The sequence below is a fragment of the Ruegeria sp. AH12 genome (assembly GCF_056541465.1).
In genome coordinates, this window is the sequence record NZ_JBQFYL010000002.1 from 377,197 (window position 1) to 402,612 (window position 25,416).

22 protein-coding genes are annotated in these 25,416 nt (G+C 58.5%); 10 read left to right on the forward strand and 12 right to left on the reverse strand.

The genetic code is table 11. The annotated features are described in order from the left end of the window. Positions 1-12: 12 nt before the first annotated feature. Entirely contained in the window at positions 13-684 is a 672-nt protein-coding gene (locus tag ACR0EL_RS05975; protein WP_480498868.1) for an HAD-IA family hydrolase, read from the reverse strand. Positions 685-818: 134 nt separating this feature from the next. Here ACR0EL_RS05975 and glmU point away from each other — a divergent pair, with 134 nt between their 5' ends. The 5 genes from glmU to ACR0EL_RS06000 all read left to right on the forward strand — a co-directional run bounded on the left by glmU (position 819) and on the right by ACR0EL_RS06000 (position 5,653). Beyond that, positions 819-2,171, forward strand: coding sequence for a bifunctional UDP-N-acetylglucosamine diphosphorylase/glucosamine-1-phosphate N-acetyltransferase GlmU (gene glmU / locus ACR0EL_RS05980; protein WP_480498869.1), 1,353 nt, complete (start codon positions 819-821; stop codon positions 2,169-2,171). A 4-nt stretch (positions 2,172-2,175) separates the two neighbouring features. Beyond that, positions 2,176-3,999 carry a glutamine--fructose-6-phosphate transaminase (isomerizing) gene (gene glmS, locus ACR0EL_RS05985; RefSeq protein WP_480498870.1) on the forward strand — a complete coding sequence of 608 codons (1,824 nt, stop codon included), beginning with the start codon at positions 2,176-2,178 and terminating at the stop codon, positions 3,997-3,999. 8 nt (positions 4,000-4,007) lie between these two features. Then, a complete protein-coding gene (locus ACR0EL_RS05990) occupies positions 4,008-4,355 on the forward strand; it encodes a hypothetical protein (protein WP_480498871.1) in 348 nt (115 codons plus the stop codon). Positions 4,356-4,416: 61 nt separating this feature from the next. Beyond that, entirely contained in the window at positions 4,417-4,959 is a 543-nt protein-coding gene (locus ACR0EL_RS05995; RefSeq protein ID WP_480498872.1) for a pyridoxamine 5'-phosphate oxidase family protein, read from the forward strand. A 1-nt stretch (position 4,960) separates the two neighbouring features. Then, positions 4,961-5,653, forward strand: a complete 693-nt coding sequence (locus ACR0EL_RS06000) for a DNA alkylation repair protein (protein WP_480498873.1) — start codon at positions 4,961-4,963, stop codon at positions 5,651-5,653. Here the strand turns inward: ACR0EL_RS06000 and ACR0EL_RS06005 are convergent. Next, positions 5,641-6,066, reverse strand: a complete 426-nt coding sequence (locus ACR0EL_RS06005; RefSeq protein WP_480498874.1) for a hypothetical protein — start codon at positions 6,064-6,066, stop codon at positions 5,641-5,643. The two genes, ACR0EL_RS06000 and ACR0EL_RS06005, sit on opposite strands and share 13 nt — an antisense overlap. A 90-nt stretch (positions 6,067-6,156) precedes the next feature. On the opposite strand from ACR0EL_RS06005, the gene moaA reads away from it, so the two are divergent. Both moaA and ACR0EL_RS06015 read left to right on the forward strand, forming a co-directional pair. Beyond that, positions 6,157-7,164, forward strand: a complete 1,008-nt coding sequence (moaA, locus tag ACR0EL_RS06010; protein ID WP_480498875.1) for a GTP 3',8-cyclase MoaA — start codon at positions 6,157-6,159, stop codon at positions 7,162-7,164. A 1-nt stretch (position 7,165) separates the two neighbouring features. Next, positions 7,166-8,497: a 3-deoxy-D-manno-octulosonic acid transferase gene (locus ACR0EL_RS06015; protein WP_480498876.1), complete on the forward strand. Its 1,332-nt coding sequence runs from the start codon at positions 7,166-7,168 to the stop codon at positions 8,495-8,497. 42 nt (positions 8,498-8,539) lie between these two features. Here ACR0EL_RS06015 and ACR0EL_RS06020 read toward each other — a convergent pair whose 3' ends face one another. Genes ACR0EL_RS06020 through ACR0EL_RS06040 form a run of 5 tightly spaced genes read right to left on the reverse strand, consistent with a single transcriptional unit; the run spans position 8,540 to position 15,084 of the window. Continuing rightward, positions 8,540-9,703 (reverse strand): M20 aminoacylase family protein, encoded by a 1,164-nt coding sequence (locus ACR0EL_RS06020; RefSeq protein ID WP_480498877.1) that lies wholly within the window; start codon positions 9,701-9,703, stop codon positions 8,540-8,542. Positions 9,704-9,720: 17 nt separating this feature from the next. After that, complete coding sequence (locus tag ACR0EL_RS06025; RefSeq protein WP_480498878.1) at positions 9,721-10,884, reverse strand: M20 aminoacylase family protein; 1,164 nt, start codon at positions 10,882-10,884, stop codon at positions 9,721-9,723. A gap of 15 nt (positions 10,885-10,899) precedes the next feature. Further along, the gene (locus ACR0EL_RS06030) at positions 10,900-12,066 is read right to left on the reverse strand and encodes a M20 aminoacylase family protein (RefSeq protein ID WP_480498879.1); all 1,167 of its coding nucleotides are present in this window, start codon (positions 12,064-12,066) and stop codon (positions 10,900-10,902) included. A 25-nt stretch (positions 12,067-12,091) separates the two neighbouring features. Further along, complete coding sequence (gene argE, locus ACR0EL_RS06035) at positions 12,092-13,258, reverse strand: acetylornithine deacetylase (protein WP_480498880.1); 1,167 nt, start codon at positions 13,256-13,258, stop codon at positions 12,092-12,094. 5 nt (positions 13,259-13,263) lie between these two features. Continuing rightward, positions 13,264-15,084 carry an ABC transporter ATP-binding protein gene (locus ACR0EL_RS06040; RefSeq protein ID WP_480498881.1) on the reverse strand — a complete coding sequence of 607 codons (1,821 nt, stop codon included), beginning with the start codon at positions 15,082-15,084 and terminating at the stop codon, positions 13,264-13,266. A 284-nt stretch (positions 15,085-15,368) separates the two neighbouring features. Between ACR0EL_RS06040 and ACR0EL_RS06045 the strand changes: the two genes are divergently transcribed. The 3 genes from ACR0EL_RS06045 to ACR0EL_RS06055 all read left to right on the forward strand — a co-directional run bounded on the left by ACR0EL_RS06045 (position 15,369) and on the right by ACR0EL_RS06055 (position 19,147). Then, positions 15,369-17,075, forward strand: a complete 1,707-nt coding sequence (locus ACR0EL_RS06045) for a peptide ABC transporter substrate-binding protein (RefSeq protein ID WP_353008170.1) — start codon at positions 15,369-15,371, stop codon at positions 17,073-17,075. Between the two features lie 91 nt (positions 17,076-17,166). Continuing rightward, the gene (locus ACR0EL_RS06050; RefSeq protein ID WP_170532227.1) at positions 17,167-18,174 is read left to right on the forward strand and encodes an ABC transporter permease; all 1,008 of its coding nucleotides are present in this window, start codon (positions 17,167-17,169) and stop codon (positions 18,172-18,174) included. Next, complete coding sequence (locus tag ACR0EL_RS06055) at positions 18,167-19,147, forward strand: ABC transporter permease (RefSeq protein ID WP_353008173.1); 981 nt, start codon at positions 18,167-18,169, stop codon at positions 19,145-19,147. The genes ACR0EL_RS06050 and ACR0EL_RS06055 overlap by 8 nt, the downstream gene beginning before the upstream one ends. A 6-nt stretch (positions 19,148-19,153) precedes the next feature. On the opposite strand, the gene ACR0EL_RS06060 is transcribed toward ACR0EL_RS06055, so the two are convergent. The 5 genes from ACR0EL_RS06060 to ACR0EL_RS06080 form a co-directional block, all read right to left on the reverse strand. Next, entirely contained in the window at positions 19,154-20,290 is a 1,137-nt protein-coding gene (locus ACR0EL_RS06060; RefSeq protein WP_480498882.1) for an MFS transporter, read from the reverse strand. A 71-nt stretch (positions 20,291-20,361) separates the two neighbouring features. Next, complete coding sequence (locus ACR0EL_RS06065) at positions 20,362-21,639, reverse strand: DUF3422 family protein (RefSeq protein WP_480498883.1); 1,278 nt, start codon at positions 21,637-21,639, stop codon at positions 20,362-20,364. Between the two features lie 107 nt (positions 21,640-21,746). Further along, entirely contained in the window at positions 21,747-22,103 is a 357-nt protein-coding gene (locus tag ACR0EL_RS06070; protein WP_480498884.1) for a VOC family protein, read from the reverse strand. 159 nt (positions 22,104-22,262) lie between these two features. Further along, complete coding sequence (locus ACR0EL_RS06075; protein ID WP_480498885.1) at positions 22,263-23,714, reverse strand: NAD(P)(+) transhydrogenase (Re/Si-specific) subunit beta; 1,452 nt, start codon at positions 23,712-23,714, stop codon at positions 22,263-22,265. Between the two features lie 13 nt (positions 23,715-23,727). Continuing rightward, on the reverse strand, positions 23,728-25,299 hold the full coding sequence (locus tag ACR0EL_RS06080; RefSeq protein ID WP_480498886.1) for a Re/Si-specific NAD(P)(+) transhydrogenase subunit alpha: 1,572 nt from the start codon (positions 25,297-25,299) through the stop codon (positions 23,728-23,730). Positions 25,300-25,416 lie beyond the last annotated feature (117 nt).

Genomic DNA, 25,416 nt, shown 5'->3' on the forward strand with positions numbered 1-25,416 from the left:
CGGGTCAAGAGATCACGCCGCCGCACCGATCAGATCGATCACAACACCCGGCAGATCGTCAAAATGATGCAGCAAAGCCTCGGGCTCCAACGCGGCCATATCATCCCCCGAAGGACCGAAGGTAACCAACACAGATGGCACGCCTGCGGCCTTGGCTGTGTTGCGGTCAGTATCGGAATCTCCGATCAAAACACACAGATCAGGATGTCCCCCGGCCCGACGCGCTGCTTCGCGCAGGGGTTCAGGGTCCGGTTTGCGCACCGGCAGTGTGTCGGCCCCCACCAGCGCGGCGAACTGATCCCGAACACCCATCTGAGACAAAAGCTGATGCGCTAAGGCCTCAGGCTTGTTGGTGCAAATGCCAACGCCGTAACCGGCCGTCTTCAGGGTTTCGACCGCTTCCAGCGCACCCGGGTAGAACCGCGTGTAGGTGTCGATATCGCTGGAATAGGCCTCAAGTAATACGGGGTAATAGGCGTTTACAGTTGCCTCATCATAGGCCCCGACCCGTTTCAACCCGTGCGTCAGCATCATCCGACCACCACGCACCGCAATGCCCGCATCCTGTCCACGAACCAGCACATCCCCATGACCCATCGCGCGAAAACAATGGTTTGCGGCGGCCAGCAAATCACCGGATGTATCCGCCAAAGTCCCATCCAGATCGAAGATGACCGTGCGCATCGCGCCTCCTTGCTCGGCAGTTTTTCGCCATGTCATGTTGCAAACGGCAATCTTGTTTGATGGCCGAACGGCTTGCGCCTTTGCCCTCAGCGGATAAAACGGTCGGCAAGAAAACACAAAGAGAAAACGATTTCATGACCACTGCCCTTGTCATCCTTGCCGCCGGAAAAGGCACCCGGATGAATTCGGATATTCCAAAGGTTCTGCATCCCATCGCCCAAGTTCCGATGCTGATCCACGCCATGCGCGCCGGATCGGTGCTGTCGCCCGAGCGCACCGTGATCGTCACAGGCCATGGGTCCGAAGCCGTCGCCAAGGTCGCGCAGGCAGAGGATGAGACGGCGCAAATCGCCGTGCAAGAAGAGCAGTTGGGTACCGCGCATGCGGTTGCGCAAGCGCGCGACGCGCTGCAGGGGTTCGAGGGCGACGTCGTGGTCCTGTATGGTGACACTCCGTTCTTGAGGCCCGATACGCTGGAACGCATGATCGAGGCCCGCGCGCAGAATGATCTTGTGATCCTGGGCTTTGAGGCCGCAGATCCCGCACGCTATGGGCGTCTGGTCATGAATGGTGACACGCTGGAGCGGATTGTCGAATTCAAAGAAGCATCAGATGAAGAACGCGCGATAAGTTTCTGCAATTCAGGGCTTTTGGCATGCAACGCAGAAACACTGTTGTCGCTGATTGATGCGGTGAGCAATGACAATGCCGCGGGCGAGTATTACCTGACGGATGTGGTCGAAATCGCTCGCAGTCGTGGTCTGAGCGTAACCGCCGTAGCTTGTGACGAAGCCCAGACACTGGGTGTGAATTCTCGCGCTGATCTGGCTGCGGCGGATGCTGTGTTTCAGACGCAGGCGCGGGCCGAATTGCTGGATCTGGGCGTGACTCTGATGGCGCCGGAAACGGTTTATCTGGCCGCCGATACGGTCATCGGGCGCGATACGGTAATCGAACCCAACGTGGTCTTTGGCCCCGGCGTGACCGTAGAAAGCGGCGCGACGATCCGGGCTTTTTCGCATCTGGAAGGCTGCCATGTCAGCCGAGGTGCCGTCGTGGGCCCCTATGCCCGCCTGCGCCCCGGTGCGGAACTCGCAGAAAACGCGAAGATCGGCAACTTTGTCGAGATCAAGAACGCTGAGATTGCCGAAGGCGCGAAGGTCAATCACCTTAGCTATGTCGGTGATGCTGTAGTTGGGGCCGCAACGAATATCGGCGCGGGCACGATCACCTGCAACTATGACGGCGTGATGAAGCACAAAACCACGATTGGTCAGAATGTCTTTATCGGTTCTAACACCATGCTGGTTGCTCCGGTGACGGTGGGCGATGGTGCGATGACGGCGACCGGTACGGTGGTGACCAAAGATGTCGAAGCCGATGCCTTGGCCGTTGCGCGGGCCAAGCAAGAAAACAAACCCGGCTATGCGCGTAAATTGTTTGATATGTTAAAGGCGAAAAAGGCTCGCCGCGATAAAGAGGCCTGAGTTTATGTGTGGAATTGTAGGTGTTCTGGGGCAGCATGAGGTCGCCCCTATTTTGGTTGAAGCGCTGAAACGGCTGGAATATCGCGGCTATGACAGCGCGGGGATCGCCACGGTGAATGACGGAGCGTTGGGGCGTCGCCGGGCGGTAGGCAAGCTGGTCAACCTGAGTGACCTGCTGGTCCACGACCCACTGCCCGGCAAGTCCGGGATCGGCCATACCCGCTGGGCTACCCATGGCGCGCCATCGGTCAACAACGCCCACCCGCACAAGGCCGGTCCGGTCGCCGTTGTGCACAACGGCATCGTCGAAAACTACCGCGAACTGCGCGCCGAACTGGCCGAAAACGGGATCGGATTTGAGACCGAGACCGACACCGAGACCGTCGCACTGATGGCCGAACATTTGCTGAATTCAGGCCTGTCCCCGGTCGAAGCGGCATTCAAGACCATCGATCAGTTGGAAGGTGCATTTGCGCTGGCCTTTCTGTTTGATGGTCAGGATGACCTGATTGTCGCAGCGCGCAAGGGCTCACCCTTGGCCATCGGGCACGGAGATGGAGAGATGTTTGTGGGTTCCGACGCCATCGCATTGGCCCCTCTGACAAACAAGATCACCTATCTTGAGGAAGGCGACCGCGCGGTGTTAACCCGCACCTCGCTTGAAATCCGCAATGAGGCCGGTGAATTGGCCAATCGGGAAATGCGCAAGATCAAGCTGGATCATGCGCGGGCCGATAAGGGCGAACACAAACATTTCATGGCCAAAGAAATCGCCGAACAACCGGTTGTTGTGGCCGAGGCGATCCGGTCTTACCTACCAACCGGCGGGGATCGGGTGGTTCTGCCAGATATCGATCTGGATTTCACCAAGCTTGACCGCCTAACCATGGTCGCCTGCGGAACCGCATTTTACGCTTGCCTGACGGCGAAGTACTGGTTCGAACAACTGGCCAAAATGCCGGTCGAGGTCGATATCGCCAGCGAATTCCGCTATCGCGAACCTCCGATCAGCGACCGCACCATGGCCCTGTTTGTCAGCCAGTCGGGCGAAACTGCCGATACGCTGGCTGCCCTTCGCTATTGCGAAGGTAAGGCTGACAAGATCGTCTCTGTTGTTAACGTCCCCGAAAGCTCGATCGCACGGGAAAGCGATGTGGCACTGCCCATCCACGCAGGTATCGAGATCGGTGTCGCCTCGACCAAGGCCTTCACCTGCCAACTCAGCGTCTTGCTGATGCTGGCGCTCAAAGCCGCCGCCGACCGGGGCACTCTGACCGATGAGGAACTGGCCGATCACGCCGCCGCCTTGCGTGGGCTGCCCTCGGTTCTGAACTCGGCGCTGGATCAAAATCGCGCCATCCGCAAATCCGCCCAGCGATTGTCCGAGGCGCGCGATGTCCTGTTCTTGGGGCGCGGCCTCATGTACCCGCTGGCCATGGAAGGCGCGCTAAAACTGAAGGAAATCAGCTATATCCACGCCGAAGGGTATGCATCAGGTGAGCTGAAACATGGCCCAATCGCGCTGATCGACAAACATATGCCGGTTGTGGTGATGGCACCCAAAGATACCGTGTTCGACAAGACCGTGTCCAATATGCAAGAGGTCATGGCGCGCAAGGGAAAGGTCATCCTGGTCTCAGACGATGATGGCATTGCCGAGGCCGAGGACGGGGTTTGGAGCACGATCCGAATGCCGCATATCCACCCCAGCCTTGCCCCGATCCTGTATTCTGTCCCCGCACAGCTGCTGGCCTATCACACGGCGGTGGCCAAGGGCACGGATGTGGATCAGCCGCGCAATCTGGCAAAGTCAGTGACGGTGGAATAGGCGGGAACATGGTTCAGCAGGACGCAATTGCGCAACTGATGTCCCTGATGCGTGCGTCCCGCGCGGAATACGAGCGCTATTTGGCACTTGGCAAGACCTTTGGTCCTGCGCGGGCATTGCGTGCGACCAACCAAAAGGTGCTGGATTTCATCGAAGGCACTCCATTCAAAGCCGCCCCTGAACTGATTTCGGCGCTGGAAGACCTGCAAGAGCATTTGCGGGATTGGGCCCGAATCTGGGATCAAGAGGCCAAATTGCGCGCCCCGGCAGATGAGGACGAATTCATATTCACAGGGTACAAAACCTATCCCAGACATCTGGATGCCCTGCTCGCAGAACGGCGCTCAATCTCCTGAGTGCTGGACGGCCCATCCGTACGCGCTTAGGTTTGCCGCAACCCCTTACCCGGAGCGCATCATGGCCAAGCAATTCCCGCAACTCGATCCGCCGCATCAGGCCTTTATCGAAGATCAGCACATGTTCTTTGTCGGAACCGCTGGGTCTGAGGGGCGAGTCAATATCTCGCCCAAGGGGATGGATTCCCTGCGCGTTCTGGACCCCAACCGGATCATCTGGATGAACCTGACCGGCAGCGGCAACGAAACGGCGGGGCATCTGCTGGACGTCAATCGCATGACCCTGATGTGGTGTTCCTTCACGACCCGCCCTTTGATCCTGCGCGCCTATGGTACCGCCAGAACGTTCCACATAGGCGATGAAGGTTGGGATGAGTTGGCCCGGCATTTCCCCACCCATCGCAGCGCCCGGCAGATTTATGACCTGAGCATCGACATGGTTCAGACCTCATGCGGCTACGCGGTGCCGTTCATGGAATACACTTCGGAACGTGACACCATGCAGAAATGGGTCGATGGCAAGTCCGATGACGATATCCGCGCCTATTGGGCGGACAAGAACCAGCAGACGATTGACGGCAAACCCACCGGGGTTCCCGCCTGAGATGCAACTGCTTGATCCCTATCTGGCCCAGATCAAGGCCCATGCCGATCCTGAACGCGGTGCCCAGATGGCGGCCTATCACAAGGCGGACCGCCCCTATCTAGGCGTCGCAAACCCCGTTCTGAATGATTTGACCAAGGCTTGGCGGCAAGAGCTGGACGTGCCGCAACGCGTGCAGTTGGCGGATGAGCTGTGGCAATTCAATACTCACGAAACCCGCCTCGCCGCCTCAAAACTACTCACCCAGGCGCGCATCCGACCTGACGACGCGGTCTGGGAGCTGCTGCAAAGCTGGCTGCCGGATTTCGATGCCTGGGCCGTGGCCGATCATGCGGCTATGGCGATGCAAAAACGGCTGACGGCCGATCCCACCCGGCTGGATCAGGTCGAGGGATGGACGACATCGGATCACATGTGGACACGCCGCGCCGCTTTGGTGGCCACCCTGCCCTGGACCAAGCAAAACCATCCCAAACCTGATGATCTGGACCGCCGAGACCGCATCTTGGGTTGGGCCGCCAGCTACGTTCCGGATCGCGACTGGTTCATCCAGAAAGCCATCGCCTGGTGGCTGCGTGAACTGTCAAAACACGATGCCCCGCGCGTTGTCGCGTTTCTGGAGCAACATGGCCCGGCGATGAAACCCTTTGCGCGGCGGGAAGCCGGGAAATACTTGAAAGATCAGTTGGCGTAGACGTCAACCTCAACCAGCGCATCCAGCGGCACCAGAAGTGTACGCATCGCGTCCAGTGACAACTGGCTGCCGCCCCCTTCGGGCCCCCGCGACGGTATAAGCGTGATATAAGCCTGCGCCCCGGTGCGGGGCACAACCACACGCGCAGTGACTTCGGTGTCCACAAGCGACGTTTGCATCCAGCGACCGGGTGTTGAGGGGTCCCCTAGAACAGCGGTAGTGGATTTGGCACCGACCCAGTTTGGTCGCGTCGTGACCGGCTCAGCTTCGGGTGCGGCCTCTGCCGCTTCGGGTTCTGCATTGGCCTCTGTCTCAGGCGCGGCCTCGCTGCGCCCAAACACACGATCCGTCGTCGTCCGCACTGTTTCGCAGCCAGCAAGCAGAACACACAGGAAAACAAGAACGTACTTCATGCCCAACACCTACAGCCCTCAAACAATCTGTTCCAGCCCAAAGCGCGTTAGCCCCTTGCCGTGAAGGGGATACCAAATTACCTATATCGCATGACTGCTCCGCTGATAGATCCCTTCGCACGTGCCATCACGTATCTCCGCGTCTCGGTAACGGACCGCTGCGATTTCCGCTGCGTCTACTGCATGTCCGAGAACATGACCTTTCTGCCGAAGAAAGATCTTCTGACCCTGGAAGAGTTGGACAGGATGTGTTCGACCTTTGTGAATCTGGGCGTTCAAAAGCTGCGGATCACCGGGGGTGAACCTCTGGTGCGTCGCAACATCATGAGTTTCTTCCACTCCATGACGCGGCATCTGGACAGCGGCGCGCTGAAGGAACTGACGCTGACAACCAACGGCTCGCAACTTCATCGGTTTGCCGATGATCTCTATGCTGCCGGTGTGCGGCGTGTGAACGTCTCGCTGGATACGCTGGATGAAGACAAGTTCGCCAAAGTCACCCGTTGGGGCCGCCTGAAACAGGTGCTGAACGGGATTGATGCGGCGCAAAAGGCCGGTTTGCGGGTGAAGATCAACGCGGTTGCTTTGAAGGGCTTCAACGAACCCGAACTGCCCCGCATCACCGAATGGTGTGCCGAGCGCGATATGGATCTGACCTGGATCGAGGTGATGCCCATGGGCGATATCGGCAACGAGGATCGTCTGGATCAGTACTGGTCGCTGAAGGACGTTCGCAAGGAATATGAAAACCACTACAGCGTCACCGATCTGGCCGAACGGACCGGTGGACCCGCGCGCTATGTAAGGTTGGAAGAAACCGCGCAGAAGATTGGGTTCATCACGCCCCTGTCCCATAATTTCTGCGAAAGCTGCAACCGGGTGCGCCTAACCTGCACGGGTGAGCTCTATATGTGTCTCGGCCAGGAAGACATGGCTGACCTGCGCGCCCCGCTGCGTGATCACCCTGACAGCGAAGCGCCCTTGGAGCATGCGATCCGCGCCGCCATCAACCTGAAACCCAAAGGCCATGATTTCGACTATTCCCGCCAAGCCGTTGATGGCCAGATGACGCGCCATATGAGCCATACGGGCGGCTAGGATGCCCGACCATCGCCCCGGTCGTCCGACATTGCTGTATCATTTGTACTGTGGGATCATTAATGTCACAGCGCCCTTGTTGTGGCGCACCGTGCGCCGCAAACTTGAAGCTGCAGCTGTTCCAAACGAGAGACAGCAGGAACGGCTGGGTCATGCGAGCCTACCGCGACCCTCAGGACGTCTGATCTGGTTTCACGCGGCCAGCGTTGGCGAAAGCCTGTCGGTCCTCAGCCTGATCAGACGGATAGGCACGCTTTTGCCCGATGTCGAGTTTCTGATTACATCCGGCACGCCCACATCTGCTGCGCTAGTTAAAAAACGCCTGCCCCCCCGGACACGGCATCAATACCCGCCTCTGGATACGCATAGCTCAGTGCAGCGCTTTCTCTCGCACTGGAAACCCGATGCAGGCGTGTTTGTCGAAAGTGAAATCTGGCCTCAGCTGATCGTCGAAAGCGCCAGGGCCGGCGTGCCACTGGCCCTGCTGAACGCCCGTCTTTCGCAGAAATCTGTCGAGGGTTGGAAAAAGCGGCCTAAAACTGCGCGTTTCATACTGGACAGTTTTTGTCTCTTCCTGACCCAGAATGACCGAACCGCAGCCAATCTGATCGACATGGGTGCCAAGCCTGAGCGCGTGAAACCCGGCACCAATCTCAAAGCCATGTCCGATCCGTTGGACATCGATGAACAGGCGCTGTCCGACATCCGCACGCAACTCTCAGGCCGCCCTGTCTGGATCGCCAGTTCTACCCATGACGGCGAAGAGGAAACCGTGTTCGCAGCGCATACAACGCTGCTTGAACGCTGGCCCGATTTGCTCCTGCTTCTGATCCCGCGCCATCCGGAACGCCGTGACGAAGTCGCCAAACTTCTACATCAGGCCAATCTCACAGCCGCTTTCCGCACGACGGGTGAACCGATAACGGACCAAACTCAAACCTACGTCGCCGACACACTGGGCGAAACCGGCACGTGGTACGCGCTCTGCCCCATCGTGTTCCTTGGTGGATCGTTGAAAGAGATCGGCGGCCACAACCCGTTTGAACCCGCCCAAGCTGGGGCCGCCATCCTCACCGGCCCGGGCTATTTCAACTTCGCCGAAACCTTCGCGCCCCTGATCAAGAGCGGAGGCGCAATCGAAGTCCAAACCGCCCACGACCTCTCCGATGCCGTTGCAACCTGGCTATCCGACGACAGCGCCCTGACCACCGCGCGCAGCGCTGCCCAAACCTGCGTCAGCACTCAAAAAGACGCTCTGAACAAGGTTGCGGAAACGCTCTGCACGCACCTGAACCTTGCACCAAAGGCGCAGGATCCCTCTTCATCTGGCTAAAAATATCTCGGGGGTGTGGGGGCAGAGCCCCCACCCTCACCATCAGGCCGCCGGCATCCGCTGTTCAACGATCTCGGCCCACCAGCTGCACCCTGCAGGAATAGCCTCATCGTTAAAATTGTACTCGGGATGGTGAACCATGGCGGTGTCGCCATTGCCAACCAGAATATACGCCCCCGGGCGCTCCTCGAGCATAAATGCGAAGTCTTCACCGCCCATCACCAACGGAGCCTCTTCGCAGGCCCCAGATACGGACTCGGCCACTTCTGCGGCAAATTCGGTCTGTGCGTCGCTGTTCACCATGACCGGATAGCCGCGGATATAGGTCACATCCGCCATACCTCCGAAGGTCGCCGCCACCCCGTTGCAGATCTCATTGATCCGCTTTTCGGCCAGATCACGCATGTCGCTGCTCATCGTACGCACCGTGCCTTTGATCTGCACCGTCTGCGGGATCACGTTGAACGCCTTCGACGATGTCTCGAACGAGGTCACTGAGACCACCACCTGATCAATCGGATCTGCGTTGCGCGACGCGATGGTTTGCAAGGCCAGCACCGCCTGCGCTGTCATCACGGTTGTATCGACGGTTTCCTGCGGTTTCGCCGCATGTCCGCCGCGCCCTTCAAAAGTGATGTCGAACTGATCAGTTGCGGCAAAGAATGAGCCCGGACGGATCGCGAAGCTGCCAACCGGTTTACCCGGCCAGTTGTGCATTCCGTAGACCTCCTGAATGTTCCAGCGGTCCATCATACCGTCTTCGCACATCTCGCGACCACCGCCGCCTCCCTCTTCAGCGGGCTGGAAGATTACGACAACGGTGCCGTCGAAGTTCCGCGTTTCCGACAGGTACTTCGCAGCCCCCAACAACATCGCCGTATGACCGTCATGCCCACAGGCATGCATGGCCCCGTCTGTTTTTGAGGCATAGTCCAGACCTGTCGCCTCGTGGATTGGCAACGCATCCATATCCGCGCGCAGGCCAATGACCTTTCCCTTGCTGTCAGACTTGCCCTTGATCACACCCACAACGCCGGTGCGGCCAATTCCGGTGACCACCTCATCACAGCCGAACTCTTTCAGCTTCTCCGCAACCATTGCGCTGGTACGATGCGTTTCGAACAGAATTTCGGGGTTCTCGTGCAAATCCCGTCGCCATTCGGTGATTTCGGCCTGCAATTCGGCAAAGCGGTTTTTAACTGGCATGTCTTCTCTCTCCTAATTCAAGCCGCCGGCATCCGGCGCTCGACCATTTCGGCGAACCACGAGCATCCGATTGGAATGATCTCGTCATTGAAATTGTATTCGGGGTGGTGCAGCCCGGCGCTGTCGCCGTTGCCCAGAATGATGAAGGCCCCAGGACGTTCTTCGAGCATGAACGAGAAATCCTCGCCACCCATAACCATAGGAGCCTCGCCGCAGCTTCCACCAACCGCAATCGCGGCCTCTTCGGCGTAGCCGGTTTGTTCTTCGGCGTTGATCGTGACCGGAACGCCTTTGTTGTAAGTCACGGTCGCGGTGCCGCCCATCGTGGCTGCGATGCCGGTGGCAACTTCGGTCAGCCGCTTTTCGATCATGGCGCGCATCTCATTGGAATGGGTGCGCACCGTTCCCCGCACGCGGGCCGATTGCGGGATCACGTTGAACGCCTTCGATGATGTCTCAACCGAGGTCACAGACAAAACACCCTGTTCAATCGGGTCAGCGTTGCGCGAGACAATTGTTTGCAGCGCCACGATCAACTGAGACAACATCACCGTCGTATCCACCGTCTCCTGCGGTTTGGCGGCGTGGCCGCCATGACCTTCCAAATGAATGTCGAACTCGTCCGCCGCCGCCAGCAACGGGCCCGAGCGGATCGCGAACTGCCCCGTGGGCAGGCCCGGCACATTGTGCATCGCATAGACTTCCTGAATGCCAAACCGGTCCATTAGCCCGTCCTGACACATGGCCTCGGCCCCATTGCCACCCTCTTCGGCAGGTTGGAAAATCACAACCGCAGTGCCGTCGAAATTGCGTGTTTCGGCCAGGTATTTCGCAGCCCCAAGAACCATCGCTGTATGACCATCATGCCCGCAGGCATGCATCGCATCAGGCGTTTTCGAGGCGTAGTCCAGCCCGGTCTGCTCCTGCATGGGCAGCGCATCCATATCCGCCCGCAACCCAATGGCCCGACCTTGCGTATCAGTCTTGCCCCTAATAATGCCAACCACACCGGTGCGACCGATGCCGGTGACAACCTCGTCGCAGCCGAATTCTTTCAGCTTCTCCGCCACCAACGCACTGGTGCGGTGGGTGTCGTAGAGGATTTCGGGGTGTTCATGAATGTCACGCCGCCAACCGGTGATCTCTTCATGCAGCTCTGCAAGGCGGTTTCTGATCGGCATGGCATTCTCCCTATGTTAGGCGATGGGCAATCGTCGTTCCACAAGCTCGGCAAACCAGCTGCAGCCGGCGGGAATCGCGTCGTCATCGAAATTGTATTCCGGGTGGTGGCACATGGCCGTATCCCCGTTTCCAACAAAGATGTAGGCTCCGGGCCGTTCTTCAAGCATGTAGGCGAAATCTTCTGACGGCATGATGGGATCGGTGCTATCGTTCACCTTGCCTGCAACAGCGACGGCGGCTTCGGCGGCGTATCCCGTTTCCGCCTCGGAATTCACGGTCACCGGATACCCAGGCGTCCATGTTACCTGTGCGGTCGCACCAAAGGCCGAGGCCGTGTCTTCGGCAATCCGACGCACACGTTCCTCGGCGATGGCGCGATATTCGGGGTCAAGCGTCCGGACAGTGCCCTTTAACCTGACCGTATGTGCAATCACGTTCGAGGCCACACTGTCCGTCTCGAACGTACCGACGGTCAGTACAACGCGTTTAATCGGATCGACAGTTCGTGCTACAACCGACTGCAAAGAAACAACAATATGCGAAGCAACGAGCGTTGTATCGACAGCTTCATGCGGGGCCGCAGCGTGGCCGCCTTTGCCTGTCACAACGATCTCGAACTCATCGGACGACGCGAGCAACGCACCGGGCCGGATCGCGAACTCGCCCACCGGAAGGCCGGGCATATTGTGCATACCATAGACCTCGTGAATGCCCCAACGATCCATCAACCCATCCTGACACATGGCCAATCCCCCGGCCCCGCCTTCTTCGGCCGGTTGAAAAATCAGCACCACAGTGCCATCAAAGTTCCGCGTCTCTGCCAAATATTGCGCCGCCCCCAGCAGCATCGAGGTATGGCCGTCATGCCCACACGCATGCATTTTGCCGGGAACTGTCGAGGCATAGTCCAATCCCGTTGCCTCTTCGATCGGCAAGGCATCCATATCTGCGCGCAGCCCGATCACGCGACCTTTGGTATCCGTGCGGCCCTTGATCACAGCAACAACACCGGTTTTGCCGATGCCGGGCGTGATGTCATCGACGCCAAACTCTTTAAGGCGGTCGATCACAAAACCCGCAGTCTCGTGGACGTCATACATCAGTTCGGGATGCATATGCAGATGGCGGCGCCATTTGGTGATCTCATCCTGCATCTCGGCAAGTCTGTTTTTTACCGGCATCGGATGCCTCCTTTCAAAGGGCTGGTCAGCCTGAAAGTTTATCGACCAGTCGCTGCATGAACGCGCGCCCTGCTTCGAACTGCGAAACCGAGATAAACTCGTTCGGTTGATGCGCCTGCGCGATGTCGCCAGGGCCACAAATGACCGCGGAATACCCTGCTTCCTGAAACTGGCCCGCTTCGGTGCCGTAACTGACCACATGGCTAGCATTGTCACCGGTCAGAGCGCGCACCAGAGCTTCGGCCTCACCATCCTGTTCCGGTACCAGACCGGGGATCGAGAAGTTCTCGGAAATCTCGATCCGGGCCTCGGGATGTACGACCTGCATCCGCGTCTCAACCGCGCGCACCTGCTGGAAATACGCATCTCGCCAGTCGGCCTTGGCCTCATCCGGGACTGTGCGGAAATCCAGCATGAAATGGCAATCCTTGGCCGTGATGTTATGAGCCGTACCGCCTTCGATCATACCCACATGAACGGTGGTCCAGGGCGGATCAAACACCGCCGCCGTGTCACTTGGCGTCGCAGCCCGGTTGCGGGCGTTCTGTTCGTTGGCCCAATTGATCAGAGGCGCCGCCTCCATGATCGCATTGACGCCTGTATGCATGATTGAGCTATGGACCTCGAACCCGATCATATGCGTGTCATAGCCAAAACCGCCCTTGTGACCCGTGACAGCCTGCATCACCGATGGCTCACCGACGATCACAGCCGACCCTTTGGGCAAAACCTTCTGCATTGCCTCAATCATGGGCGGCGCGCCGGTGCAACCGACCTCTTCATCAAAGCTCAGCGCCAATTGAAGCGGGCGTTTGAGATCGGCATATTGAGCCTCGACGAAGGCCCAGATGGCCAGCGCGTCAAATCCCTTCATATCGCAGGTGCCGCGGCCAAAATATTTACCATCTTTCTCGGTCACAACAAACGGGTCGGTATCCCAAGGTTGCCCGTCGACCGGCACCACATCTGTGTGGCCAGAAAGGACGACCGCGCCTTCCTCCCAAGGACCCACATGCGCAAAGATCGCGGCCTTGTGCGGTTGGTTCGGGTCAGGCCAGCGATGCGCCTTGATCCCGTGCTCGCCCAGATATCCTTCGACCCAATCGACCAGCGGCAGGTTGCTTTCGCGGCTTACAGTTGGAAACGAGATCAGCTTGGTCATGATCTCAAGCGGCGTCAGACGCTGTGCCATGTGGGTCAGTATCCGCTATCCGTGGTCAGGATAAAGTGCCCGGGTTCGACCTCGCGATACGTAGACGGTTCCGGCTTGTAGTCAATCGGATGAATGGGCGACGGGATCGATTTGAAATTCAAGTCTTTTTCCGATTTTCGCTGATTTGGATCAGCAATCGGCACAGCCTTCATCAGCGCCTGTGTATAGGGGTGCTGCGGGTTTTCGAATACACGCGCGCGCGGTCCAAGTTCCACGATGCGCCCCAGATACATAACGCCCACATAGTGGCTGACACGCTCGACCACGGCCATGTCGTGGCTGATGAACAGGTAGGACAGGCCAAGTTCAGATTGCAGCTCCATCATCAGGTTCAGAACCTGAGCCTGCACAGATACATCCAGCGCCGAAACCGCCTCATCCGCGATGATCAGTTTGGGGTTCAGGGCCAGTGCACGGGCGATGGCAATCCGCTGACGTTGACCGCCTGACATCTCGTGCGGGAAGCGACGCATGAAGCTGCGAGGCAATTGTACCTTGTCGAACAGTTGCGCGACCCGGTCCTGCAATTCCGACCCTGAGGCGACGCCGTAGTTGCGCATCGGCTCGGCCACCTGATCGACCAGTTGCATCTGCGGATTGAGCGAGGCAAATGGGTCCTGAAAGATCATCTGCATATCCAGCCGTGCCTTGCGTAGGCCGGACGGATCCAGTTTCATAATGTCGACGCCGTCCAGATTGATCTCGCCCGCCATAGGCTCGACCAGCCGCAGGATCGAGCGTCCAGCCGAGGATTTTCCACACCCCGATTCGCCCACAAGGCTCAGCGTTTGTCCCCTGTTGAGGGTAAAGGACACATCTTCGACCGCATGAACGTTCGAGATAGTACGACGTAGCAAGCCCCCTTTGACCGGGAACCGCGTTGTCAGATTGTTGACGGTCAGCAGAACCTCTTCGGTGCCCGGAATGGGGGCGATGTTCTGCCCTTCGACCCCCAGCAGTTTCATGGGTTCAGGCGCGGATTTGCCGCGCATCTCACCCAGCTTCGGCACCGCCGCCAGCAGCGCTTTGGTGTAGTCATGCTGCGGGTTCTCGAAGATTTCTTTTACGGTGCCCTCTTCAACCTTGTTTCCGCGGAACATGACGACAACCCGATCGGCCATCTGCGCCACCACGGCCATGTCATGGGTGATGAACATCACCGCCGTACCTGTTTCCCGCTTCAACCGGTCCATCAATGCCAGAATCTCGGCCTGAATGGTCACATCCAACGCGGTCGTGGGTTCGTCCGCGATGAGCAAACGTGGCTCGCACGCCATCGCCATCGCAATCACAACACGCTGTCGCATGCCACCCGACAATTCATGGGGGTACTGTTTCAAACGACGCTCAGGTTCAGGGATTCGAACCTGACGCAGCAGCTCAAGCGCGCGCTCCTCGGCCTGCGCCTTGGACATTTCTTTGTGGATGCGCAGCCCTTCGGTCAGCTGGCGTCCGACCGTGAAAACCGGGTTCAGCGCTGTCATCGGCTCCTGAAAGATCATCCCGATCTCATTGCCGCGAATCTGTTTCATCAGATCCTGATCGGCGTTTGATAGGTCCATCTCTTCGCCGTCGCGGCGGTCAAACAGTAGCTCTCCACCCGCGATTTCACCGCCACCAAACTCAACCAGACGCATCAAAGACAGTGAGGAAACCGATTTCCCTGAGCCAGATTCGCCAACGATACAAACGGTTTCGCCAGGATTTACTTCGAACGAGACATCCTCGACACCCACCACGGGGCCATCTTTCGTTTGAAACTCGACCCGCAGTTTTTTGATCTGTGCAATAGGTTGATCCAGCACGCACGCGCTCCTGTTGGTAGTCTTTTTTTGTTCGGATGCCCGACGCTAAGGCGGCAAGGCAGGAAAAGTCAAACCCGTTGCCATTTTTCCCGACGGCAACCCTTGCTTTTTTCCAGAGTTCTGTTTCGATACCTCGCGTAACCGTGATGGGGAGATCATGGATTCCGTGGATCTTAGCAGATTTTGCGGCAACAATTCAGACCCTTACCCAAAGCGGCAACGCCAAATCCGCAGGCCTTGCGGAGATAATCGAGACACGGAAGTGTCCTTTTCGGGAGTTTATTATGAAGATCAAAACCCTTTTGCTCGGTGCGATCGCAAGCACGGCGATGGCCCCGATGGCCTTGGCCGAGCGTGGATCGGACGGCAATGTCAGCATCATTTATTGGCAGGCTCCGTCGATCCTGAACCCCTTCTTGTCGGGCGGAACCAAGGACGTTGAATCCGCATCGCTGGTGATCGAACCGCTCGCGCGTTATGACCAGGACGGCAACATGGTGCCCTATCTGGCGTCAGAGATCCCGACCGTTGAAAACGGTGGCGTCAGCGAGGACCTGACTTCGATCACTTGGAAAATTGCGCCGGGAATCACCTGGTCGGACGGCTCGGCGTTTACCTCGGCAGATGTGGTCTTTACCGCGAATTACTGCATGGACCCCGATGGCGGCTGCGCGCAGGTCACCAAGTTTGAAGGCGTCACCAACGTCGAAGCGGTGGATGATCTGACCGTCAAGGTCACCTTCGACAAGCCAACCCCGTTCCCCTATGGCCCGTTTGTGGGTGGCGAAAGCCCGATCATTCAAGCCGCTCAGTTCGCAGATTGCATGGGCGCGAAAGCCCCCGAATGCACCGAGCAGAACTTTAACCCCATCGGCACTGGCCCGTTTGTTGTCACCGAATTCAAGCCGAATGACGTGATCACCTTCAAGGCGAACGACAACTATCGCGATCCGGCGAAACCTGCCTTTGCGACAGTCACCTTCAAGGGTGGCGGCGATGCAACGGCGGCTGGTCGTGCTGTTATGGAAACCGGCGAGTTTGACTATGCCTGGAACCTGCAGCTGGCGCCCGAGGTGATCGCGCAGATGCAAGAAGGCGGCAAAGGTACCCCGGTCGCTGGCTTCGGTCCACTGGTCGAGCGTATCATGCTGAACCAGACCAACCCCTCGCCTGACCTGCCGGAAGGCGAGCGGTCGACAGCAACGCATCCGCACCCGTTCCTTCAGGACCCGGCCGTTTACAAAGCCATGTCCATGGCTATCGATCGGCCGCTACTGGTTGAGATCGGCTATGGTCAGGCAGGTAAAGTGACCTGTAACTGGGTTCCGGCCCCGGCTGCGTTCAACTCGACCTCGATGACCTGTGACACGCAGGATATCGCTGGTGCGAACGCCCTGCTGGACGAAGCAGGTATCGTTGACACCAATGGCGATGGCGTCCGTGAAAAAGACGGTGTTCCGCTGAAAGTTGTCTATCAAACGTCGACCAACGCCGTCCGTCAGGACTTCCAGGCGCTGATCAAGGAATGGTGGAGCCAGATCGGTATCGAAACCGAACTGCGCAACATCAACGCTTCGGTCTTCTTCGGTGGTGACCCGGGCTCGCCTGACACGTTCCAGAAGTTCTATGCCGATGTTGAGATGTATGCCAACACCTTCAACGGCACCGACCCTCAGTCCTATCTGGGCAACGGTCTGTGCGACAAGGCACCTCGTCCCGACACACAGTGGCAGGGTGAAAACATCAGCCGCTTCTGCAACGAAGAGTTCGATAAGTTGCACGCACAGCTGGCCGAAACTGCCGGTCTGGAAAAGCGCGCCGAGATCGCGAAACAGCTGAACGACATCATAGTTGAAAACGGCGGTATGATCCCGCTGGTGCACCGTGGTCGTCTGTCGGCGCATGCAAACACCCTGGGTGGCGTTGTCCTGAACGTTTGGGACAGCGAGCTTTGGAATATCGCTGACTGGTACCGCAAGACCGGTTCCTAAGCGTTAGCCTTGCAAAGCCGCGCCCCGATCTTCGGGGCGCGGTGCTTTGCACACCACCCCAACAAGAAGACGCATATAAAGGCGCCTCTTAATGCTTAATTTTACCATCAGACGACTGATATTGGCGGTGCCTACACTGCTGTTCATCAGCCTCGTCATCTTCCTGCTCCTCGAACTCGCACCTGGCGATCCGATGGCACAGGTTCCGCTCACCGTTCCCCCCGAAGTCAAAGAGAAGATGCGCGAAGCGCTTGGCCTTGGCCAACCGATGCATATCCGGTTCTGGAAATGGATCGTTCAGTTCTTCTGGATCGAACCTCAGGTTCTGATCGACCACATGTTCGGCACCACCTTTTCCGAAGGTGATCTGCGTGTGATTTCGTGGCAGACCCGTTCGCCGGTCATGGACATCGTCGTTCAGCGCATCCCGCAGACCCTGTGGGTTGTTGGCACCGCCTATGTGGTTGCGATCCTGATCGCTCTGCCCATCGGCATCTATTCGGCCTATCGCCAGTATTCCTGGTTCGATCAAATGGGCACTTTTGTGTCGATGGTCGGCTTCTCGGTCCCGCCCTTCTTCTCGGGCGTTCTGGTGATCGTGATCTTCTCAGTCCAGCTGGGCTGGTTCCCTTCGATCTATGACACCACGCTGGTGGTCAACAGTTGGGACAGCTTTGTCGTGCAACTCAAGCAAATGATCATGCCGGTCATGGTTCTGGCGCTTCAGATCACCGCACAGCTGAGCCGCTTCATGCGCGCCTCGATGTTGGACAACCTCAATCAGGATTACGTTCGCACCGCCCGCGCCAAGGGTCTCAGCGAATACACCGTTGTCATGGTCCACGTCCTGCGCAACTCGATGATCCCTGTGGTCACAGTGATCGCGCTGGGTATCCCCGCCATCTTCGGCGGCGCCATCATCACCGAACAGGTTTTCAAGGTGAATGGCATCGGCCAGTTGCTGATCGGGGCCATTCAGGCCAATGACCTGCCGATGGTTCAAACTCTGACCTTCATCTTTGCCGTGCTGATCGTACTGTTCAACCTGATTGCAGACGTGCTCTACGGCATTCTGGACCCGAGGATTCGCTATGACTGATCATGATCGTACGGATACGCTGGTCCCGGATGAAGGTATTGCGCCGGCCTCCACCGCCCTGCCAACCGCAGGTGTGATGGACGACCTGTCCACCCCACCCCGCAGCCAGTGGCGCGATGTGTGGGATCAGTTCAAAACCCACAAGGGCGCGATGATCGGGGCGGTCCTGTTCATCTTCATCGTCGCTGCAGTGTATCTCGGCCCGTATCTCTGGACCATCGACCCGACGCAGATCGACATCCGGTCGCGTAATCAGGGGCCAAGCTGGGCGCACCCGTTTGGCACCGACCAGTTGGGGCGTGATATTTTGGCGCGGATGATGTCGGGTGGGCAGACCTCGGTATCGGTCGGCATCACCGCGATGCTACTGGCGCTGTTCCTGGGCTCATTCATCGGCGTGGTCGCCGGGTTCTTCAAGCGGCTCGACGGGCCGCTGATGCGCCTGACCGACCTGTTCCTAGCCCTGCCTCTGCTGCCCTTGCTGCTGGTCATGATGCTGCTGTTCCGCGAGCCCTTGTCTGCGGCCTTCGGGCTGGAACGCGGGATTTTCATCCTGATTGTCTGCGCCATCGGCATCACCTCGTGGATGCCGACAGCCCGGATCGTTCGGGGCGATGTTTTGGCCATCAAGGAACGCGAGTTCGTTTTGGCAGCCCGGTCCATTGGCACCAGCAACAGCCAGATCATCACGCGGCACATCCTGCCGAACGTGCTGTCTCCGATCATGGTGTCGGCGACATTGGGGATTGCCACGGCGATCATCACTGAAAGCGCGCTGTCCTTCCTGGGCTTGGGCTTCCCGCCCGACTTCCCGACCTGGGGCCGCTTGCTGTTTGATGGCGTTGACTATCTACAACAATACCCCGAGCGCGTGTTCTGGCCCGGCCTGGCAATCTCACTGACCGTTCTCAGCGTAAACTATCTGGGCGACGGCCTGCGCGATGCGCTGGATCCGCGTATTCGCGGACGTTAATCAAACTCAGTCGGCGCGCTTAAGCGCGCCGGCGCACACGACGATCAGAACGGCAAGCGGCAGTAAGACACCAAAGGCCATTCTCAGCGTCAGCAACTCTGCCAAAAACCCAATCAAAGGCGGGCCAATCAGCAGACCGCCATAGCCAAGCGTCGCCACACTTGCGATAGCCTGCCCCGGCGGTATCTTTGGGTCATTCGCGGCACGGCTAAACGCCAAAGGCATAATCACCGCATATCCCACGCCCATCAGCGTAAAGCCCACCAAAGCCAGCGGAGCGGCCCCGGCCGAGACAACACAAAACACGCCCATAGCGGCAAACATCCCGCCGCCCCGTGCCGCAGAAACCGGCCCGACCCGGGCAATCACCAGCCCCCCCGCAAGACGACATACCACCATCGCGACCGAGAACACTGCATAACCCAAGGTCGCAATGCTTTCGGCAGCGCCAGTGACGTCGCGCAGGAATATCGCACTCCAATCCGCGACGGCCCCTTCGCCCAGCGCACCGCACAAGGCCGTGAACCCCACCAGGATCAGCACCCCAGACGGGAACGCAAAAACTGATCCCTGCGACTGCACCGACCGGCGAGATGTCCATTGCACCCAGGACAGCGCCAGAGCCAAGGCCACGACCAAACCACCTGCGGCAAGAAAATGCTGCAACACGTTCATCTGCATCTGAACAGCCGCATACCCGCTGATCGCACCCAAGCCCGCCCCAAGGCTCCACATCGCGTGGAATGAGGACATCAACGGTTTCTCATAGGCGCTTTCAACTTCGGCGGCCCAGGCATTCATGGCCACATCCATCGACCCGTGAAACGCCCCGAAGACAAACAGAAAGACAGCAAGCAGGGTGAAACTGTCAGCCAGCCCCAACAGCACCAGAGATCCGGTATAGAGAACCGCGATAACCCGCGTGATTGCAACGGCGCCAAACCGGTCGGTCAATCGTCCGGTGATGGGAAAGGAGCACACCGCGCCCGCTGCCATGAACAGCAGGCCATAGCCCAACGCCTCATGGCTCAGCTGCAGATGATCCCGAACCGCCGGAATGCGCGAGGCCCAGATACCGAACAACGCACCGTTGAGGATGAACATCGCTGTCACAGCCCGCCATGCTGAAACGACATTGATCACAGGGATGCTCCGATTATGTGACTATCGCTGCCGGTCACTAGTACAAGGCTAGCCCCGCTGTGCAAGTGACGTCATTCCAACCGCTTGCGAATTCTGTGGACGGCAGCCCAGACCATCAAAATGACCGGCAACGTGATCAAGGCGGTCAATGTACCCTTGCTCAATCCGGTCGACGTGAGCGGATACAATACGTAGCTCACCAGCGACACGGCATAGTAGCTGATGGCTACAACCGAAAGCCCCTCGACAGTGTGCTGCAGACGCAAGGCCAGATCCGCACGCTTGTCCATGCTTTCCAACAAAGCCTGGTTCTGTGCACTGCGTTCCACATCGACCCGTGTGCGCAGCAGATCCCCAGCACGGATGGCCCGATCCGACAGGGTTTGCAGGCGTTTTTCTGTCGATTTCACGGTGCGCATAGCCGGGTCGTAACGGCGCATCATGAAATCGGCAAAGCTCTGACGGCCCATGAACCGTTCTTCCCGCAACACGGCGATGCGCTGATTGACGATGGCTTCATAGGCACCCGTCGCCCCAAAGCGAAAGGCACAGCGGGCAGACAAGGTTTCCAACTCGGTCGAGATGCGCAGCAGATCAGGTAACAGATCGTCAGGGTGGTTTTCTCCATCGGTCATCTCGCCCATCAACGCGGTCAGTTTCTGGTCTAGTTCACCAATGCGCGGGGTCAGGTCTTTGACCCGAGCAAAGCCCAGCATGGACATCGCCTTGTACGTCTCAATCTCGCACAGGCGTTGAATGATGCGCCCAATCCGACGCTGACCGGTGTCTTCAGAGACGAACAACGCAAAGCGCATATGACCCGCGGGATCGATGCGGAAATCGCTGGCACAGATGGCGGCATCATCCAGAACGCATGAAACGGCTAGGCTTTCGGGTTCGAACCAGTCGGGCAAAAGGGCACGGACCGCATCTTGATCTGGCCGCCGCACCACACGCATTAGGATCGATGTGATTCTTTTGCCCGGGCTGGCCATGACCCAATCCGCTGGAAACACCTCAAAATCAGCCGGATCAAACGCCCGGGCGCTCACATTCTGAGAGATCGCGGTATAGGTCACAAACTCGGTATGCTGTTCCCACTTCAACCAATGGCGCCCGATCTGACCCGCGTAGTGCGTGGCGTCTGGCTGGGGACGAGACGCACCATAACGCGTCAGCAACTCCGTCAGATGAGCGATATCCGTCTGACGCTCCCCTTCTATCGCCGCCGCCGGTTTCTTGATTGCTAGAAACGCAACTGTGCACGGCACCTCGGCGCTCGGAAAAGGCCTCGCGTGCAGTTCATTGGCCAGCGCATAGCGCAAGGGATGATCATCAATCGGCGTCATTTTTGGCTCCGTCTTACCGGGGGCACTATACGACACAGTCGAGATACATCAATTCTCTTTTTATTTCATATACTTACAGGAATGCAACGGTATACAAACCCGCTATCTCATTGATTTGGCTGCCACAGCTCGATCGGATTGCCTTCCGGGTCATGAATGCGGGCGAACTTACCAACCTCGCTGTCCCAGTCGGGATGGGTCTCAACCTTGATCCCCGCGGCCTCAAGCTGTGCGGTCATCGCCGCCAGATCATCCACGCGAAAATTGATCATCCATTGCTGCTCGGCCTTTCCGAAATACTCGGTGTCCTGCGCGAAGGGGGCAAAGACCGTGTAGCCCTCGCGCTGTTTCCAGGGCACTGGATCATAGTGATTGACCCCAAGATGGGTCGCGTACCAGTCCCGCAAAGCGTCAGGATCCCGGGCCCGAAAGAAAACCCCGCCAATACCGTTCACTTTCTGCAAAGCTACCTCCTGTCACCGTGCTCCGGCTCAGAATAGCACATTCCACAGGCTTCATCTGGCCCCAAATATCCTGGGGGTTTGGGGGCAAAGCCCCCAACTCTACCCAAAAAAGAAAAGGGCGCCCGCAGGCGCCCTTTGCAATTTGCTAGCAACATTTGATCAGTCGATCATCGGCAGCAGCTTGTCCAGCGACTGCTTGGCATCGCCATAGAACATGCGCGTGTTCTCTTTGAAGAACAGCGGGTTTTCGATGCCCGAATAGCCGGTGCCCTGACCGCGCTTCGACACAAAGACCTGCTTGGCCTTCCAGCACTCCAGCACCGGCATACCGGCGATGGGGCTGTTGGGATCCTCCTGCGCCGCAGGGTTCACGATGTCGTTCGAGCCGATGACGATGGCAACATCCGTTTCCGGGAAATCGTCATTGATCTCATCCATCTCCAGCACGATATCATACGGCACTTTCGCCTCGGCCAGCAGCACGTTCATGTGGCCCGGCAGACGTCCGGCAACGGGGTGGATCGCAAAACGCACCTCTTTGCCCTTGGCACGCAGCTTGCGAACCAGTTCGGACACCGATTGCTGTGCCTGCGCCACGGCCATGCCATAGCCCGGGATGATGACAATGCTGTCCGCATCGTTCAGCGCAGCGGCCACGCCGTCAGCCTCAATCGCGATCTGTTCGCCTTCGACAGCCATCTGCTCGCCCTGCGGGCCACCGAAGCCGCCCAGGATTACGCTGACAAAGTGACGGTTCATCGCCTTGCACATGATGTAGGACAGGATCGCACCCGACGAGCCGACAAGAGCGCCGACAACAATCAGCAGGTCGTTGCCAAGGCTGAAGCCAATCGCGGCTGCCGCCCAACCCGAATACGAGTTCAGCATCGACACAACCACCGGCATGTCGGCACCACCGATGCCCATGATCAGGTGATAGCCGATAAACAGCGCCGCCAGCGTCATCAGGAACAGCGGGAAAAACCCACCCGAGCTGGTATACCAGATCAGACAGATCAGCGAGAGACCTGCAGCCGCCGCGTTCAGCATATGACCACCAGGCAGCTTGGTCGCCGCCGAGGTCACTTTGCCCGCCAGCTTGCCATAGGCCACGACCGAGCCGGTAAAGGTGATTGCACCGATGAAGATGCCCAGGAACAGCTCAACATGCAGGATCGCCAGTTCCGCCGGGGTCTTCTTGGCGATCAGCTTGGCAAAAGCGCCAAGGTCGGACAGGTCCGCCTGGCTGGCACTATCCGCAATCGCCATGACCTGCGCCACGTTTCCGATCTCGAAATGCGCGTTAAAGCCCACGAACACGGCCGCCAGACCGACCAGCGAGTGCATTGCGGCCACCAGCTGCGGCATCTCGGTCATCTGGACGCGCTGCGCCACGTATTGACCGATTAGACCACCGCCGATGATCAGCAGAATGGACAGCAGCCACAGGCCCGAACCCGGACCGACCAGCGTGGCGAAAACCGCCAGCGCCATACCAACAATGCCATACCAGACCGCGCGCTTGGCGCTTTCCTGGTTCGACAATCCGCCGAGCGACAGGATGAAAAGGACAGCCGCAACAACATAAGCGGCAGAAGTAAAGCCAATCATATGCCCGACCTCCTTAGGATTTCTGGAACATGGCGAGCATGCGCCGGGTTACGAGGAAGCCGCCGAAGATATTGATCCCGGCCATGAACACGGACAGTGCAGCCAGCAGAATAACCAGGAACGACCCGGACCCAATCTGCATCAAGGCCCCGACGATAATGATCGACGAGATCGCGTTGGTGATCGCCATCAGCGGTGTGTGCAAGCTGTGCGCGACGCCCCAGATCACCTGGAAGCCCACGAAAATGGCCAGCACAAAGACGATGAAGTGCTGCATGAAGCTGGCCGGAGCGATCAGCCCCACCAACAGCATCAGCGCACCGCCACCCCCCAGCAGGGTGAACTGCTGTTTTGTCTGCGCCTTGAAGGCCGCGATCTCCTGCGCCTTCTTCTCTTCCGGGGTCAGTTCCTTGACCTCGGGTTTCTTCTGCGCCGCGATCGCCTGCACCTTGGGTGGTGGTGGCGGGAAGGTGATGTCGCCTTCAAATGTCACGGTCGCACCGCGGATCACGTCATCTTCCATGTCATGATTGATCTGACCGTCCTTTTCAGGCGTCAGGTCGGTCATCATGTGGCGGATGTTAGTGGCATAAAGCGACGACGATTGCGCCGCCATCCGGCTGGGGAAGTCGGTATAGCCGATGATGGTCACGCCATTGTCGGTCACGATCTTCTCATCCGCGACGGTCAGCTTACAGTTGCCGCCCTTTTCCGCCGCAAGGTCAACGATGACCGAGCCCGGCTTCATCGCCTCGACCATGTCTTTGGTCCAAAGCTCGGGCGCTTCGCGGTTCGGGATCAGCGCGGTGGTGATCACGATGTCCATCTCGGGCGCCAGTTCGCGGAACTTGGCCAGCTGCGCTTCGCGGAATTCATCCGACTGAACCGAGGCATAGCCGCCTGTGGCCGCGCCGTCCTGCTGGTCTTCTTCAAAGTCCAGATAGACAAACTCGGCCCCCATGGATTCGACCTGTTCGGCCACTTCGGGGCGCACGTCGAACGCATAGGTAATAGCTCCCAGCGAGGTCGAAGTTCCGATCGCCGCCAGACCAGCCACGCCGGCCCCAACGATCAGCACTTTGGCAGGTGGCACCTTTCCGGCGGCGGTCACCTGACCGGTAAAGAAACGGCCGAAGTTGTTACCGGCCTCGATCACCGCACGATAGCCCGCGATATTCGCCATCGAAGACAGCGCATCCATCTTCTGCGCGCGTGAAATACGCGGCACCATCTCCATGGCGATAACATTCGCGCCTTTGGATTTGGCCAGTTCCATCCCCTCTTCATTGCCCGCGGGGTTGAAGAACGAGATCAGCGTTTTGCCTTTGGTCAGACGCTTCATCTCGGTGTCTGTCGGGATGCGCACCTTGGCGACAATATCCGCCGCTTTCCATAGTGCTGCCGCGGTTTTTACGACCTCAACACCCGCAGCCTCATACGTCGCATCCGAAAACCCGGCCGCCGCACCGGCCCCTTTTTCGATCAGGCACTCATAGCCCAGTTTCTGCAACTGCACGGCCGAGTCTGGCGTCATTGCCACTCGGTTCTCGCCATCCAGTATTTCTTTTGGTGTGCCTATTTTCACTGGCAGTCCCCCTCGCTTCTAAGGCCGGTCAGGTCCTCGGGTATGGATTGTTAAGAAAAGATGTATCTTGCGCAATTTTATTTCGCAAGCGCAGCATCCATTACGTTGTGTCATTCG